The organism is Streptomyces sp. NPDC053755 (assembly GCF_040677675.1).
In the GTDB taxonomy this organism is placed as follows: domain Bacteria; phylum Actinomycetota; class Actinomycetes; order Streptomycetales; family Streptomycetaceae; genus Streptomyces.
This window is the reverse complement of record NZ_JBFASK010000027.1, coordinates 79,461-94,604: the sequence shown is the minus strand read 5'-3', so window position 1 is coordinate 94,604 and position 15,144 is coordinate 79,461. Positions and strand designations below refer to the sequence as shown.

The window sequence follows — 15,144 nt, the reverse complement described above, 5'->3', positions numbered from 1 at the left end:
GACAACCCCCGCGCAGCCATCCAACACACCGTCACCAACCGCTGAATCGAGGCGATGTCGAGATGGAGTCCTTGATCGGCCAGAGTGGAGGGTGTGCTCTCCATGCCGTCTGAGCGCCTTGTGGTCTTCCTCGCCGGAGGACGGGCGACCCGTCTGGGGGGCCACGCCGCGAACACGCCCAAGGCGTTGCAGCGAGTCGCCGGTGTGCCGCTGATCGACCACCTCGTCGGGGAGGCGACGCGCCTCGGCTTCGGGCGGTTCCACCTCGCCCTCGACCACCTGTACGAGCCCATCGTCGAGCACCTCGCACGCCAGGGCGTGCCGTTCACCTGGTCACTCGACGACGTCCCCGGCGGTGCCGGGACGGCCGGAGCGCTGAGGTCCGCGCGGGATCACCTCGCGGACGATTTCGTGGTGTGGCTCGCCGACACCCTTCCTCCCGCGGAGCTGACCGGGCCCGTGCTCCCGGCGCCCGCCGCACCGGCCGTCGCGCGGATGGCCGTCTCGGCACAGGTCCCGGACGTCGTGCCGAACGTCGTCGTCGAGGACGGCCGCGTCGTCGGCTACGACAAGCACGCGGCGGCCGGGGCGACCCACGTGGACGCCGGGCTCTACGCCCTCACGCGCGAGGTCCTCGACCACGTGTCGGCCGGACGCTGCGAGCTGGAGCAGCTGTGGCCGGTCCTCGCCCGGCGCGGCCTGGTCGAGGCCGAGGTGGTAGACGGCCGGTTCCTCGACATCGGAACGCCCGGCCGGCTCGCCGTGGCCGACCGCGAGCTGCGGGCGGTGAAGTCCCGTGCGTAGCCACTCCGACCCGGCCACGGTCCGTGGCGCGCGCGGGTACGTCGACGACCTGTCTCTGGCCCTCGACCGGCTCGACACGGAACAGCTCGACGGTGCCATCGAGATGGTCGCCTCCCGGATCCGCGGCGGGCGCGGCGTCTTCGTCGTCGGCAACGGCGGCAGCTCGTCCGTGGCCGACCACATGGCGTGCGACTGGCAGGCCGCCGCCTGGTACGCCGGCCACCGCACCCGGGAGATCAGCTCGCTGACCGAGAACACGGCGCGGATCACGGCCATCGCCAACGACTTCAGCTACGAGGCCATATTCGAGCAACAGCTGACCGAGCGCTGCCAGCCGGGGGACCTGCTGGTGTGCCTGTCGGTCAGCGGCGCCTCCCCGAACGTGCTGCGTGCCGCGTCGGCCGCGCGAGAGCGGGGGGTCGCGGTGCTCAGCCTCGTAGGAAGGCTCAGTCCCCTGTCCGAGCTGAGCGACATGGCGGTGCATCTGGACGTCCACGGGGACTACGGCCTGACCGAGGACCTCCAGTCGCTCTTCACCCACATGGTCGCCCGGTCCGTCCGCAAGGTGGGCACCCACCGGGTGTCGGCTCCCGCGCGCGGGCTCGTCTGATGGGCACGGCCACGCGCCCCTCGGAAGCGCGCGCACGCCGGCCGCGGGCCATCCTCTTCGACGTCGGCATGACGCTCGTGCACCCCGACGGCGGCGTGATCGCCCACGAGCTCGACGCCCGGGGTATCCCGGGCGTGACGGCGGCCGACGCGGTGGCGGCCCTGCAGATGGCCTGCGACGCGTCCCACATGCGGCTGCCCGCGGGGCAGGACGCGATCGGCAGGACCGGACTCGCCTTCGCCGGCGCGCTCGGACTCCCGCCCGCGCCCACCGCGGAGGCCCTGCGCACGTGTCTGACGGAACGTGACCTGTACCGCGAGCTCGACCCCGGCGCCGCGCCCGCCCTCGAGGCCCTGCGGGACCTCGGCATCCGGCTCGCCGTCGTCTCGAACTCCGACGGCACGCTCCTCGAGGAGCTCGACCGCTGGTCGCTCCGCGGCTACTTCGACGTCATCGTCGACTCGACCGTGGCGGGAGTGGAGAAGCCCGACCCCGGCATCTTCCGCATCGCGGTCGACCGGCTGGGGCTGGAGGCGGAGCACTGCTGGTACGTCGGCGACCACGTGGTCAACGACGTGGTCGGGGGCATGGCGGCGGGGATCGGCGAGATCGTCCTCTACGACCGGTTCGAGCTGTACCGGCACATTCCGGGCGTCCACCGGATCGCCGAGCTGCCGGGCCTCGTGACCCTGGCGAAGGAGGCGCTGTCCGGGGCCGCGCCCGGCGGGCGCCCGACCGCACCTCGGCCGGCCGCCCTGTCGTAGGCCGTGGGGAAAGGGCCGGCGCCCCCCGGGTGCCGGCCCTTCGGACGGACCGTGCCGCCGCGCGGCGGTCGCGCGGGGCCGTCACAGGGAGGCGAGCACCTCCGCCGTGCGGCGCACCATCACGGGCAGGCTGAAGTTCTCCCGGACATGCGCGTGCCCCGCGTCCGCGTACGCCTGGCGGAGGCCGGGATCGCCGAGCATCCGGTCGAGGGCGTCGGCCAGCGACCGGGCGTCGCGCGCCTCGACCTGGAGGGCCACGTCCGGGCGGGTCACGATCTCGTCGATGCCCTTCACGCGCGTGGTCACGACCGCCCGGCGCGCCGCCATCCCCTCCAGGACGGCCAGTCCCAGTCCCTCCTCGTGACTGGGCTGCGCCACGAGGTCGGCGGCCGAGAACAGCGCCGGGACCTGGTCCGCCACCACGGTCGCGTCGAAGGAGACCAGGTCGGCGCAGCCGAGTCCCTCGGCGAGGGACCTCAGACCGTCGGCGTACTCCTGGGACGCCGAGCTGACCGTCCCGGCGATGACGAGCCGCAGCCGTCGCTCGTGGGGGCCCAGAGCGCCGAACGCCTCGATGAGTTCCCTCATGCCCTTGCGTTCCTTGAGGCGGCCGACGCACGCGATCATCAGGTCGCGCTCGCCCACGCCGTACCGGGCCCGCCACGCGGCCGTCGTGGGCGCGTCGGTCTCCGGCATCGGCACCCCGTGGTGGATCAGGTGCACCACCTCGGCCGGTCCGTGGGCGCGCGCCCTCTCCGCGTAGAACCGCGAGCCGGCGAGTACGGCGTCCGGGCGCAGGTCGCCGTAGACCACGGCCATGCGTCCGTCGCCGAACGGCTCGTCCTGGGGAGCGTGTTCGTGGAAGGCGGCCGCCCAGGCGAGTCCCGGCGTCGAGCGGCGGATCATGGCCGCCTGGAAGGCGGCGTCGAGGCTGTTGGAGACCAGGACGTCCGGACGGAAGTCGTCCACCTGGGCCTTGAGTTCGGTGGCGAGCGAGAACGCCATCTCCTCCCACGGGAGCTTCTGGCGGTCGAACAGCCGGTCGCGGTACCGCCAGAGCCGGACCAGCCGGTAGGGCCGGGGCCTGGGGTCCACCGCACCCGGCTCCATGCCGTGCGGGGTGTCGGTCAGCACCATGACCTGGTGGCCCGACGCCGTCAGCCCTTCGGCCAGGTTCAGGGCGTAGGTCTCGGCGCCGCCGATGACCGGGTCGAAGCTGGATGTCAGGAGTGCCACGCGCATGCGGATCATCTTTCGTGGGTCGCGTCGGAACGGTCCGTGGGCGCCGCGTCGACCGCGCCGGGGCCGGCGCCCGTGCGGTCGCGGCACGGCGGGGGTCACCCGCCGCCGGCGCTCGCCTCGCCGAAGAGCACCGCGTCCTCGAAGACGCCGCGCCGCAGGCGGGTGCCCGGCATCGTGACGGCGCGCCGCACGAGCGCCCCTTCCTCCAGGGCGGTCCCGGTCCCCAGGACGGCGGGGCCTTCGACACGGCTGCCCGGGCTCACCCGGACGCCCGGGCCGAGGAGGACCCGCCCGGTGACCGTCCCCTCCACCGGGGGATGCTCGCCCTGGCACCAGAGGTCCGCGCCGGAGTCCGCGCCCGGCCCGCCGTGACACGGACGGGCCACGCGGCCCAGCCGGTCCGTGCCGAGCAGGTGCAGCGACGACGCCAGCAGGGCCTCGGGGACGCCGACGTCGCTCCAGTACGCCGACGTGCCGACCGCCGCCACGGGCATGCCCCGGCGCAGCAGCTCGGGCACCAGATGCCGGTCGAAGTCGAGGTCCGGGGCCGTACCCCGCAGCGCCGACAGCACGGCGAGAGCGTCGGGCGAGAGGACGTACATGCCCGTACTGATCATGCCGGAGGCCAGACGCCGGGAGGCGTCGCGGACCATGTCGGTGATCCGGCCCCCGGCGTCGACGTCGACCTGCCCGAACGGCCGGGGATCGTCGACGGCCTGGGTCACCACGGTCATCACCGCACCGCGCCGTCGGTGCTCCCGGAGCACGTCGCCGAAGCCGACCGTGGTGCAGGCGTCGCCGCTGACCACCACCACGGCATCGGCCCCGGCGAGCCGGTCGAGGACCGCCACCAGGCCGCCGGCCGGACCCGTCAGGCTCTCCTCCGTCACGGAGGAGAGCCTGACCCCGTCGACCGGATCCGTGCGCGTCCAGGCCTCGATGGCCGGTGCCAGGTGGTGCAGGTTGAGGACCACCCGCGTGATCCCGCTCGCGGCCAGGTCCTCGGTGATCCACTCGACCAGCGGGCGGTTGAGCACCGGGACCAGCGGCTTGGGCAGGGTGGCCGTGATGCCGCCCAGGCGCGTCCCGCGACCGGCGGCCAGGACCACACCGCGAACGTCGCCGACGACCGGCGGCGGGACCGTCATCGGCCCGCCCGGGACGCCCACAGGCCGGCCGCCGCCTGACGCACCGCCTCCCGGGACGATGCCCGCGGGCGCCAGCCCGCGGCGGTCAGCCGCGCGGTGTCCGGCAGCACCGTCCCCGCGTCGCCGCGCCAGGCCAACTCGTCGCTGTGCCGCTCCAGGACGAAGTCGACGCCGGTGACCGCCGCGACGACGTCGGCGACGTCGGCGATGGAGACGCTGTCGAGGTTCGCCACGTTGAAGACCCGCCGTCCCGCCGGCGAGCCCGGCAGCGCGTCGGAGAGGTCGACCAGGGCCGAGGCGCAGTCCGCCAGGCTCAGGAAGGACCGCCGGTGGTGGGTGGATCCCGTGATCTTCACGGCGTCGCCCGCGGCGGCGGCCTCCCCGGCCCGTCGCACGAAGTCGTGGACGACGCCCCGGCGGGTGGCGGGCCCGACGATGTTGGCGAGCCGGAACACGGCGGTCGGGACGCCGCTGCGCTGCCCGTAGGCCTCGAGGAACGCCTCCGAGGCGATCTTGGCGGCGGCGAAGCCGGTCGTGGCCGCCACCGGTGCCCGCTCGTCCGGATGCTGCGTCCCTGCCTCGTACACCAGCTGGCTCGACGTCGTCACGACCGCTCCCGGAACGCGCTCGCCGAGCGCGTCGAGGAGGTGCGCGGTCATGGCGAGGGAGTGGAGGTGGTCGAGAAGGCTCGACCGGTCGTCACGGTTCTCCGTGACCGACGCCAGATGGACGACCAGGCGGTAGTCCCGTACCAGCGCGGGATCCACCGGCTGCCGCAGATCGACGCCGACGGGGGTGACCCCGGGACGGTCGCGCGGCTCGACGAGGTCCCACGCGTCCACCTCGAAGCCCCGGTCCACGAGTTCGCCGACGACGGCCTCGCCTATGGAACCCGCCGCGCCGGTCACCAGAGCCCGCTGGGTCATCGTGTCCCTCTCCTCCAGTCCGATCATCACCACGGTCAGTCAATCACCGTTCCCCGGCGGGCCGGCCTCGATGCCCGTACCCGCCGGAAGCCGCTTCAGGCGAGCAGCCGGTCGGCCCCGAGGGACAGGGAGGGCGCGACCACACAACCCGGGTACGCCTGGCGGGTCCTGTCCTCGTGGGCGGCTCCCCGGCCGGTGCGGACGAGCATGGTCCTGCACCCCGCGGCGGCCCCCGCCTGGATGTCGGTGATCGCGTCCCCGACCATCCAACCGCCCTCCGGACGGCACCCCCAGGCCCGTGAGGCCGCGAGGAGCATCCCCGGCTCTGGCTTCCGGCACGCGCACCGGCCGGCCGGAGCGTGCGGGCAGATGACCGACCCCAGGATGCTCGCGCCCGCGGCCTCGAACCGGTCGACGACCGACCGGTGGATGGCCAGGATCTCCTCCGCCGGCGCCAAGTCCCGCTCGATCACCGCCTGGTTGGTCACGATGACCACGTCCCGGCTCCGGCTCAGAAGCCGCACGGCCTCGACCGCCCCCGGGATCAGGGCGACATCGGAGGGCCTGCGGACGTGGGCGTCACGGTTCTCGATGAGGACGCCGTCGCGGTCCAGGAAGACGACGGGGCGCCGGGCACCCTCCGAGGCATCCTCGGCACGATGCCGGATCAACACGCACGACCGGTCAGTGGTCACAGTGGGCTTGTCCCTGTCCGACGGAGACGGATGCCGCGCAGGCCGGTCCACGGGGATGCCGCGTACTCGAGTGGGCGACGGCCCTCCCCCTGCGCGTGTCGTGGACATTACCCCAGCAGCGGTGGAGAGCGGGAGGCGGGGCAGGACCGTGATCTCCGCCGCGGGCCCACCGCCCTGCTCGCCGCGCCGGTGCCGAAACAGTGTGCGCAAGGGCACAGTTGACCCGGGGACCGCCCTCCTGATCCACACGACGCATCTAGGCTGGACCGGACGGCACGGACCGGACGGCAACGGAAGGCGGCGCACGTGGGTTTGTTCCGGCGAGGACCCCGACGGGACGGCGACGAGATCCCCAGGGACCCCGAGTTCTCCTACTTCTCCGAACGTGAGGGCGCGCTGTTCCGCGGCCAGGTCCGCGAGGCGTTCGCCGAACTCGGGCTCGAAGTCACCGTCTACGCCGACCTGGTGAGCGACGACGGCGGCCGGCAGTTCGGCCTGGGCAATCTGGCGGCGGTCTGCCACAACGACCGGCGCGGGCCGCGCGTCTGGCCGGACCTCATCCGCCGCCACGTCCGCCTCGTCCTGCGCACCATGGACGGCCCCTCCGCGCTCGACACCCTCCCGCCCGAACAGATCCGCGCCCAGCTCTACCCGCGGGTGGTCAGCGGCGACGGCATCGACCCGGGGGCCTTCGGCTACGCCAGGACCGTCGCGCCGGGACTGTACGAGATCCTCGCCCTCGACCTGCCGGAGAGCGTCATGATGCTCACCGACGAGGCCCTGGAGCCGCTCGGCGACGTCCAGCGCCTGCGCGACCGGGCCCTGAGCAATCTGCGCGGACTGCCGGTCGAAGGACACGAGACGGTCCGGGACGCCGACGGCATGTGCTTCGAGGTGGTCCTCGGCGACTCCTTCTACACCGCCAGCCGCGTCCTCGACCTGGACGCGGTCGTCCGGCGCGTCACCGGCCGGCCGCTCACGGACCACGGGGCACTGGTCGCGATGCCGTTCCGCCACCAGCTCGCCTTCCATCCCATCCGCGACACCACCATCGTCGCCGCGCTCGGCGCGATGGCCTCCTTCGCCGCCTCCGGCTACGAGGACACGCCCGGCGCCATCAGCCCGTACGTCTTCTGGTGGCGGGACGGCACGCTCACCCAGCTAAGCGAACGGGACGGAGACGACGGCGACCTGCGCATCGTCGTGGGTGACGACTTCCAGGACCTGCTCGAACGCCTCATCGCCCAGGGCCCGGACACGGGCAGGGACAAACGCAGGGACAAGGACGGACGCTGACCGGCCGCGGCCCGTCGGCGACGACGGGCCGCGACGCGTGACGAGGAACGGGGCCCGGACGGCCGCTTCACTGATCCGGAGCGTCAGCGGCTAGGGCGTGTTCGGAAAGTGGCGCCGTCCGCCCGAAGGGCGGGCCCCGCGGCGTCCGGTGCGTGCGATCGCACGGCGGAGGGCCGCCCTCGTACGGGACGTACATGGACGATCCCGACAACGCGGCGAGCGTGCGTGCCAGGCGTCGCGGGGCAGACGGGACCTTCGAAACACGCCCTAGCCGTCGACGAGGATCACCGCGGACTCGGCCGGCAGCAGCAGCGCCCCGTCCCGGCCCGGGGCCTCGACCGGTTCCCAGGCCGCGACGACCCGGTCGCGGCCGTTCGACCCCAGGGGGATCTCCGCCGTCTCCTTGCCCAGGTTGGCCGCGACGCGGAGCACCCCGCGCCGGAACGCCAGCCAGCGGCCCTCCTCGTCGTAGGCCACCCGGACCGCCGCGAGGTCCGGATCGGTGAGGTCGGGGAGGGTGCGGCGCAGGGCGATCAGCTCGCGGTGCCAGGCGAGGAGCCGGTTGTGCGGTGCCCGCTCGCGCTCCGAGCGGTCCAGGACCGACCGGTCCCGGGTCGCCGGGTCCTGCGGGTCGGGAATGTCCTCCTCCGACCAGCCGTGCGCCGCGAACTCGCGCCGCCGGCCCTGCCGTACGGCCTCGGCCAGCTCCGGGTCGGTGTGGTCGGTGAAGTACTGCCAGGGCGTGCCCGCCCCCCACTCCTCGCCCATGAAGAGCATCGGCACCGAGGGGCCGGTGAGGACCAGCGTCGCCGCGCAGGCCAGCAGGCCGGGGGAGAGGGTCGCCGACAGGCGGTCGCCGGTCGCCCGGTTGCCGATCTGGTCGTGGGTCTGGGCGTAGCCGAGGAACCGCTGCGCGGGCGTACGGGCCCGGTCCACCGGCCGCCCGTGGCGGCGGCCCCGGAAGGTGGAGAAGGTGCCGTCGTGGAAGAAGACGTGCGTGAGGGTCTTGGCCAGCGCCGCCAGCGGGGCGCGCGCGAAGTCGGCGTAGTACCCCTGGGACTCCCCGGTGAGCGCGGTGTGCAGCGCGTGGTGGAAGTCGTCGTTCCACTGGGCGTGGACGCCGAGTCCGCCCATCGTGCGGGGCGTGGTCATGCGCGGGTCGGCGAGGTCCGACTCGGCGATCAGGAAGTGCGGCCGGCCCTGCTCCCTGGCCAGTTCGTCCACCGCCTCCGACAGCTCCTCCAGGAACGGAAGCGCCCGGGTGTCCGCGAGCGCGTGCACCGCGTCGAGACGGAGGCCGTCGATCCGGTAGTCCCGCAGCCAGGCGAGTGCGCTGCCGATCAGATACGCGCGGACCTCGTCCGAGCCGGGCGCGTCCAGGTTCACCGCGGCGCCCCACGGCGTGTGGTGGGTGTCGGTGAAGTACGGCCCGAAGGAGGGCAGGTGGTTCCCGGAGGGGCCCAGGTGATTGTGGACGACGTCCAGCACCACCCCCATCCCGAGCCCGTGCGCCGCGTCGACGAAGCGCTTGAGGGCCTCCGGCCCGCCGTACGGCTCGTGGACCGCCCACAGCGAGACGCCGTCGTACCCCCAGCCCCAGCGGCCCGGGAAAGGGCACAGCGGCATCAGCTCCACATGGGTGATGCCGAGGCCCGCCAGCTCCCCGAGCCGCTCCGCCGCCGCGTCCAGGGTGCCCTCGGGGGTGAAGGTCCCGACGTGCAGCTCGTACAGCACCGCGGCGCGCAGCCGCAGCCCCGGGGAGGCGTGGCGCCAGGTGTACGTGTCGTGGTCGACGACCGCGCTGCGGCCGTCCGGCCCCTCCGGCTGGCGGCGGGAGCGGGGGTCGGGGAGCAGCGGCCCGCCGTCCACGGCGTAGCCGTAGCGGTCACCGTCGGCGGCCTCCGCCACCCCCGTCCACCAGCCGTCCCGCTCGGCATCCCTCTCCAGGGCGTGCTCGGCGCCGTTCAGTTCCAGCGTGACCCGTTCACGGGCCTGCGGGGCCCACACCTCGAACAGCACTGGCCGATCCCCTCGTCGACGGACCAACGACTACCGGGGACCATCCTGGCAGTCAGGAGTCGGTACCGCCCGGCGCGTCCCACACGTAGTTGATCGCCCGCTCGAAGGTGATGTAACCCGCTCGGGCGAACGCGTTCGCCATCGGGACGTTCGCGAGATCGGTCGCGGCACGGATACGGGGCACGTTCTCCCCGGCCAGGACGCGGGTGCCTTCGGCGAGGATGTCGTCGATGAAGCCCTTGCCGCGGTAAGCGGGGAGCACGCCGATGTAGGCGATGGTGTGGTGGTAGTTGTTCCGCGCCGGGATGACGAACCCCACCGGCTCACCGGTCTCCGGCAGCCGCGCGACCCGCCACCACTCCCGTGGTGAGGCGTAGTGCGCGAACTCCTCGTCGTAGTGCTTCTCCGCCGCCTCGCGCGCCGTCAGGCCCGACGCCAGGTCGGCGTTTCCATGGGCGTCGAGCGTTCCCTCCAGCACCGGCGCCATCAGGGTCACGAGGTCCTCGCGGTCCTTCACCGGCCGGAACTCCAGACGTCCCCCCGGCTCCGGTACGGCGGTCCCGGGGCGCCACTCGAGGCGCAGCCGCTCGACCAGCGGGCGGGCGCCCGCCCGCTCCAGGGCGCCGAAGAGCGTCTCCAGCCGGGCGCGCGTCTCGGGGACGTCGTGCCAGTCCGGCGGCAGGAACCGTCCGTACTCGGGGCGTTCCGCGCCCGCGGGCACGACGGCCGCGGTCGCCGTCTCCAGGAGCCGCAGCCCGATCTCGGCGCTCTCGTCGGCGGGCAGCTCGGGGTCGAGGTCGTAGAAGTCGAGGGCGAGCGGCTCGCCGCCCTCCTTGTTGGTCCACCACGCGATCCTGGCGAGGACCCGGTCGCCGCGCAGGGCCACCCACATCCACCGCGGCACGCGGCGGCCGGTGGCGAGGTCGTCCTCCAACTCGTGGTCGAGGACGTAGGTCAGCCGGCAGAACAGGGCCAGCTCCTCCGGTCCGGAGAGGGGGCGCAGGGTCACACCGGCGGTGGCGCGGGAAGAGGCCGGTCCGGCGGGCCGGGGCGCCGCACCCGACACCGGCCGGGAGGTTGTGTCGGACGTCGGGTGGGACGCCGTGTCGGACGTCGGGTGGGACGTCGCGTCGGACGTCGAGTGCGAAGACGTGGGCACGTCCTGGTTCCCCCTGGGAGTCGAGTCCGCAGACCGTATCAGCGCTCTTCGCCGGGCCGGTACGGCTTTGTCGTGCGGGCCCCTTCTGGACACTCCGGGCTCCTCGGACCGACAATCACGAGTGTGACGACGCCTTTCGAGTTCCCCACGCACTCCGCGCGGCTCTCCGACGCCGAGCGGGACCGTGCGCTGGTGCTGCTCCGGGAGGGTGCCGCGCAGGGCCGGCTCTCGCACGACACCTTCCTCTTCCGGATGGAGCGCGCGCTCGCAGCGCGCCGTCCCGACGAACTCGCCCTCCTGACAGCCGACTTGCAGACGGAGTCGGGCTGGACCCGGCGGGTGGTGGGCGCGGTCGAGAAGATGTCCGCGTTCACGGCCAAGGTCGGACGGGCCTGGCAGGCCGAGCGGCTGCCGAAGCTGCTCCTGCCGGCACCGGGGCCCTATCCGCTGCGGATCGGCCGCGACCCGGTGAACGGACTGCGGCTCAGCCACGAGACGGTCTCCCGCGCCCACGCCGAGCTGTCCCTCCAGGGGGAGCTCTGGGTGCTGCGCGACCTCGGCTCGACCAACGGCACGACCGTCAACGGGCGCCGGGTGACCGGTGCCGTGGTGGTGCGGGCGGGAGACATGGTCGGGTTCGGGCAGATGTCCTTCCGGCTCTCCGTGCGCTGAACCGCCCGCCCGCCCTCCTGTCGGCCCGCCCTCCTGTCGGCGAGCCGCCGGGCGAGGCCCGGCCCCCGCGCGGGGCCGGGCCGCCCCCACGCGGTGCCGGCCGCTTCCCTTCGCGGGTGCGGGGCCGGGGCGCCCCCCTCATGGGTGCGGCGCGGGGCCCGGCCCCCGGGAGCCCTCGGCGGGCGCGCGGTGCCGGGGCCGTGTGCCGGGCTTCCGCCGGCGGGCGACCGGCAGCGGCTTTCCGGGCCCCGTCCGCGGGCGCTCGGGGTCACCCGTTCGGCGGAGCGCCGACTGCGGCGGGCCGCCCCCGGTGGTGAGGTGGGGAGACGCGCCCGCACCGTCGGCCGCGGTCACCCACAGCGGAACCGACAGGGGGCGCGATGCGCGAGACGTCGAACCCGGCCATACGACAGGACAGCTGGGCGGAGGTGCCGCCCATGGCCCCGGCCGCCACCCGGTCCCAGGGCCCCGCGCCCCTCGCCCGTACCGTCGCGCCGAGCCCTCTGGCCCCCGGCGCGAGCCGGGACCCGCACCGGGTACACCGGGTGCTCCGGAAGGAGTTCCCGCTCACCTTCGACCCGCTGCTGCGCGCCTGGGTACTCAGCCGGTTCGCCGACGTGGCCTGCGCGCTCACCGACGCCCGGTTCACCCACGGCCACCGCCCGGGCGACCCGCCCTGTGCCGAGAGCCATGTCGACGTCGACGCGGCGGAGCTGCGGACCGTCGCCGAACGCACGGCACACGTCCTCGCGCGCCGTCTCGCCGACCTTCCCCGGGCCGATCTCGTCGCCGACTACTGCCACTGGCTTCCCGCCGGCACCGTGGCCGCCGCCACCGGCGTGCCCTACCGGGACATGATGCGCCTGGTCCGCGGCCGCGCCGCCTCCGCACTCGCCGGCCAGTGCACCGCGCAGATCGCGATACGAGAGAAGGCCCTGGCCTCCTTCCTCGCCAACGTCCTCGCCGACCCCGACCAGGTGGCCGCGCTCCGCGACGCGCCCTCGGACCTGATCGCCCGCGCCTGGACCGAGTCGCTGCGCCGCGACCCGCCCGTGCAGATCGCCGTACGCCGCACCAGCGCCCAGGTGCCGGTCAGCGGCGGCACCCTCCCCGAGGGCGCACCCGTGGCCCTGCTGGTCGGCTCCGCCGGGCGGGACCCCGAGCGGTTCCGCGCCCCCGACCGCTTCGACCCGTTCCGCGACGATCCCGGCCAGCTCACCTACGGCTACGGCGGCTGCCCCGCCGTCCTCCTGGCCGGCTTCGAGGCGGAGTACGCGCTGCGCGCCCTGTTCGAGACGATGCCCCGGATCCGCCTCGCCGACGGATTCCGCCCCGAACACACCGGCCTCGTCACCCGCGGCCCCCGCAACCTCTTCGTCCGCCCCCGCGGCTGACCGCGCGGCGGCGCGGGGCGCGCTGCCGACGGCGCGCCCCGCCCCTCGGCCCTCCCGTCACCCCGGCAGGCGGCCGAGCAGCGCCACCGGACGCTCGTCGAAGAGTTCCGCCAGCTTGACCTCCGTGTCCGGGCCGCCCGTGAACTCCCGTACCCCGTCCAGCAGATCGCCCCACCGGCCCTCGGGAAGCACCAGCTCCGTGTCCTGCCAGCCGCCCGCCTCCGCCAGGCGCAGGGAGAGCCGTGTGACGGCCGTGACGACCTGGCCCGAGCGGGCGAAGGCCAGGCAGTGCGAGGCCGCCGGGCCGGACGCGGCCAGCGGAAGGTAGCTCTCCGGCGCGCCGAAGACCTCCGGGCGCTCCCTGCGGAGCCTGAGCACCGCCCTGACCAGGGCCGTCTTGTCGTCGTCGGGACCGACCGCGAACGGTCGGCGGTTGTCCGGATCGACCAGGGCCCGGTACTCCCGCTCCGTCCCCTGGTACAGCTCCGGCACCCCCGGCATCGTCAGCTGCACGAGCGCCGCACCGAGCATCTGCGCCCGGATGTGCGGCTCCAGGGCGAACGCCGCCTCCGAGGCCGAGCGCAGCGGAATGCGGCCGGGGCCCGCCGCCACGAACTCCGCCACCGCCCGTTCGTAGACCGGATCGGGCTCCGTCCAGCTGGTGTGCAGACCCGCCTCCCGCACGGACTTCAGCACGGCGGGTCCGAGCCGTCCGGCGTCGGGCGTGCCGAACCCGAACGCGGTCTGCCACGCCGTCCACGCGAGGTGCGGATCGGGCGCCGGCACCCCCGCCACCTCCTCGAGCAGCGAGGCCCACACCGACGGGCACTGGGCGAGCACCGAGATGCCCGCCCGGACGTCCGCGCTCCGCTTGGTGTCGTGGGTGGTCAGCACCGTGCCGGTGGCCGGCCAGTCCCGGGCGATCCGCGACGCGTACGCGTGGAACTCCTCGGGCGTGACCGCCGGGCGGCCGGGGTCCCCGCCCACTTCGTTCGCCGAGAGCAGCGGGGTGTAGCGGTAGAAGGCCGTGTCCTCCACGGACTTGGCGCGCAGCGCCGACGACGTCTGGGCGAACCGGGCCCGGAAGGCGCGGTGTTCCGGACCGTCCCCGAGCAGCCCGAGCGCGAGGGCCCGCACGGTGTCGACCGCCTCGGCCTCCTCGGCCACCGCGAACGCGGCCTTGGCGCCCCGGGCCGCGTCCTCGGTGAGGACCTCCTCGCCGCCGGTCCGGTACGTGCGGTAGACCGGGACCCGCACCAGGAGTTCACGGATCGCCGTCGTCAGCGCCCAGGGCGCGTGGTCCCGCAGTCCGGGGTCAGCCGCGCAGACACGGCCCGCGATCCGCGTCAGGGCGGCCGTCTCCGCCACCAGCTCGTGGGTCACCACCTTGTACGCGGCCCGGCGCGCCGTCGCCTCCCAACAGCCGCCCCTGTCCCCGGCGCGCCCGGCGAACTCGCGGTACACGTCGAGGAGTTCGTCGGCGCCGACCGGGTCGACGAAGACGCCGTCCACCTGCCGCAGGGCGTCGTAGCCGGTGGTCCCGGCGACGGGCCAGTCGGCGGGCAGGGGCTCCGTGCCGGTGAGGATCTTCTCGACGACCGTCCAGCACCGGCCGCCGGTCGCGTCCCGCAGCCGCTCCAGATAGCCCTGGGGGTCGGCGAGCCCGTCGGGGTGGTCGATCCGCAGGCCGTCGATCACCCCGTCCCGTACCAGCCGCACGATCGTGGCGTGGGTGGCGTCGAAGACCTCGGGGTCCTCGACGCGCACCCCGATCAGGTCGGAGATGGTGAAGAAGCGGCGGTAGTTGAGCTCCGTGCGGGCCAGTCGCCACCAGGCCAGGCGGTACCACTGGGCGTCGAGCAGTTCGGCGAGCGGGAGGTCCTCGGTGCCGGCACGGAGCGGGAACTCCTGCTCGTCCAGGCGGAGCGTGCCGTCCTCCACCCGCATCCGGTCCCGCACCTCGGACAGCCGGCCCGGCAGCACGGGCAGCAGGACGCGGCCGTCCTCCGCCTGCCAGTCGATGTCGAACCAGCGGGCGTACGGGGAGTCGGGGCCCTCGCGCAGCACCTCGCGCAGGGCGTGGTTGTACCGGGGATCGGCGGCCATGTGGTTGGGCACCAGGTCGACGACGACGCCGAGGCCGTGGGCCCGGGCGGTCGACGCGAGGGAGCGCAGACCGTCCTCGCCACCGAGCTCGGCGCGGACGGCGCGGTGGTCGGTGACGTCGTACCCGTGCGTGGAGCCGGGCACGGCCTCCAGGACGGGCGAGAGATGGACGTGGGAGACCCCGAGGCCGGCCAGGTGCGGGACGGCACGCTCGGCGGCCGCGAACGGGAACTCCGGCTGGAGCTGGAGCCGGTAGGTGGCGGTGGGCGTGGTCGAGGGCGTCATGCGAACGTACGTACCCCGTTGGGC

At 74.3% G+C, this 15,144-nt stretch carries 13 protein-coding genes; 6 read left to right on the top strand and 7 right to left on the bottom strand.

Annotated elements, in window-relative coordinates; genetic code table 11:
- Positions 1–102 precede the first annotated feature (102 nt).
- The 3 genes from AB0K65_RS24130 to AB0K65_RS24120 are packed head-to-tail and all read left to right on the top strand — an operon-like array spanning position 103 to position 2,178.
- Positions 103–804, top strand: coding sequence for an NTP transferase domain-containing protein (locus tag AB0K65_RS24130; protein ID WP_365719799.1), 702 nt, complete (start codon positions 103–105; stop codon positions 802–804).
- Positions 797–1,414 carry an SIS domain-containing protein gene (locus AB0K65_RS24125; protein ID WP_365719797.1) on the top strand — a complete coding sequence of 206 codons (618 nt, stop codon included), beginning with the start codon at positions 797–799 and terminating at the stop codon, positions 1,412–1,414. Before AB0K65_RS24130 ends, AB0K65_RS24125 begins: the two co-directional genes overlap by 8 nt.
- Positions 1,414–2,178 (top strand): HAD-IA family hydrolase, encoded by a 765-nt coding sequence (locus tag AB0K65_RS24120; protein ID WP_365719795.1) that lies wholly within the window; start codon positions 1,414–1,416, stop codon positions 2,176–2,178. Before AB0K65_RS24125 ends, AB0K65_RS24120 begins: the two co-directional genes overlap by 1 nt.
- A gap of 81 nt (positions 2,179–2,259) precedes the next feature.
- On the opposite strand, the gene AB0K65_RS24115 is transcribed toward AB0K65_RS24120, so the two are convergent.
- The 4 genes from AB0K65_RS24115 to AB0K65_RS24100 form a co-directional block, all read right to left on the bottom strand.
- Entirely contained in the window at positions 2,260–3,420 is a 1,161-nt protein-coding gene (locus AB0K65_RS24115) for a glycosyltransferase family 4 protein (protein ID WP_365719793.1), read from the bottom strand.
- A 95-nt stretch (positions 3,421–3,515) separates the two neighbouring features.
- A complete protein-coding gene (locus AB0K65_RS24110; protein WP_365719791.1) occupies positions 3,516–4,568 on the bottom strand; it encodes a sugar phosphate nucleotidyltransferase in 1,053 nt (350 codons plus the stop codon).
- A complete protein-coding gene (locus AB0K65_RS24105; RefSeq protein ID WP_365719789.1) occupies positions 4,565–5,494 on the bottom strand; it encodes an NAD-dependent epimerase/dehydratase family protein in 930 nt (309 codons plus the stop codon). The genes AB0K65_RS24110 and AB0K65_RS24105 overlap by 4 nt, the downstream gene beginning before the upstream one ends.
- Positions 5,495–5,589: 95 nt before the next feature.
- Positions 5,590–6,168, bottom strand: coding sequence for an HAD-IIIA family hydrolase (locus tag AB0K65_RS24100; RefSeq protein ID WP_365719787.1), 579 nt, complete (start codon positions 6,166–6,168; stop codon positions 5,590–5,592).
- Positions 6,169–6,495: 327 nt separating this feature from the next.
- Here AB0K65_RS24100 and AB0K65_RS24095 point away from each other — a divergent pair, with 327 nt between their 5' ends.
- The gene (locus AB0K65_RS24095; RefSeq protein ID WP_365719785.1) at positions 6,496–7,485 is read left to right on the top strand and encodes a hypothetical protein; all 990 of its coding nucleotides are present in this window, start codon (positions 6,496–6,498) and stop codon (positions 7,483–7,485) included.
- 267 nt (positions 7,486–7,752) lie between these two features.
- Here the strand turns inward: AB0K65_RS24095 and treZ are convergent, their stop codons facing one another.
- Positions 7,753–9,504 carry a malto-oligosyltrehalose trehalohydrolase gene (gene treZ, locus AB0K65_RS24090; protein WP_365719783.1) on the bottom strand — a complete coding sequence of 584 codons (1,752 nt, stop codon included), beginning with the start codon at positions 9,502–9,504 and terminating at the stop codon, positions 7,753–7,755.
- Positions 9,505–9,556: 52 nt separating this feature from the next.
- On the bottom strand, positions 9,557–10,513 hold the full coding sequence (locus AB0K65_RS24085; RefSeq protein ID WP_365719781.1) for a GNAT family N-acetyltransferase: 957 nt from the start codon (positions 10,511–10,513) through the stop codon (positions 9,557–9,559).
- A 273-nt stretch (positions 10,514–10,786) separates the two neighbouring features.
- Between AB0K65_RS24085 and AB0K65_RS24080 the strand changes: the two genes are divergently transcribed.
- Complete coding sequence (locus AB0K65_RS24080) at positions 10,787–11,335, top strand: DUF1707 and FHA domain-containing protein (RefSeq protein WP_365719779.1); 549 nt, start codon at positions 10,787–10,789, stop codon at positions 11,333–11,335.
- A gap of 380 nt (positions 11,336–11,715) precedes the next feature.
- A complete protein-coding gene (locus tag AB0K65_RS24075) occupies positions 11,716–12,729 on the top strand; it encodes a cytochrome P450 (protein WP_365719777.1) in 1,014 nt (337 codons plus the stop codon).
- Positions 12,730–12,786: 57 nt separating this feature from the next.
- Here the strand turns inward: AB0K65_RS24075 and treY are convergent, their stop codons facing one another.
- Positions 12,787–15,120 (bottom strand): malto-oligosyltrehalose synthase, encoded by a 2,334-nt coding sequence (gene treY, locus AB0K65_RS24070; RefSeq protein WP_365719775.1) that lies wholly within the window; start codon positions 15,118–15,120, stop codon positions 12,787–12,789.
- Positions 15,121–15,144: the final 24 nt, after the last annotated feature.